Raw genomic sequence first — 840 nt, forward strand, 5'->3', positions numbered from 1 at the left:
GATTTCTGTAATGCCTTCTGGCACGTCCATGTAACGACCTTGCTCTTTATCATAGTAAGCAAAGCGAACGTTTTTGATTGGTTGGTCGAATTCCATCACGAAGAATTCTTTTTGGCTTGGTGCCCAACCATCTGAGAAACGGTGACCTTCTAGACGGTTATTGTCTTTGTCCCATTTCAAGTAAGAATCTGAGGTGTAGTCCCAGTTAATTTTGAAGCCAGTGTTCACGATGATTTCTGACTTCTCATCACGAGGGAAGGTGTAACGATGGACACCAACGCGATCAGACGCCGTCAACTCAGCTTTGATGTCGTAATCCAATAGATCGACTTTGTAGTAACCTGCTGTCGCTTGCTCGTCACGATGTTGGAAGCGAGACGCTTCTAGGTTTAGCGTTGCCGAACCTTCATCAATCATGTAATCCGAACGCGAGTTGATTGGCATGACGAGAATGTCGTTCAAGTCGCCAGCACCAGCTCCGGAAAGGTGGGTATGAGAGAAACCGGAAGTACGTGCGTCGTGGTAGTAGTAGCCTGAAATGTATTCCCAGCCGTTAGAACCGTTGTTTGGAGAAAGCTGCACCATGCCGTGTGGTGTGGTTGCACCAGGGTAGGTGTTGCCTAGGTTACCTGTGCCGATGAATGGGTTGACGTAGCGTGTTACGTCCATATCGGAGAAATCTACCGGGATATGAACGCCCATGTCGATTTCAGGTGTTTCTGGGTTTGGCTTGTCATCACAGTCGCCATCGCCAACTGGAGGACATACTGGCTTGCCGCCGTCAGGAATATCCGGCAGTGCAGGGTTGGTGTCACCGCCTTCATAAATGTTGGTTGTGTC

General features: G+C 48.9%; 1 pseudogene. It reads right to left on the bottom strand.

What is annotated here, in order from left to right:
- Positions 1-840, bottom strand: a pseudogene (locus R7Z50_RS26120) (glycoside hydrolase family 92 protein); the annotation flags it as partial.

Source organism: Vibrio sp. 1249-1 (genome assembly GCF_033340495.1).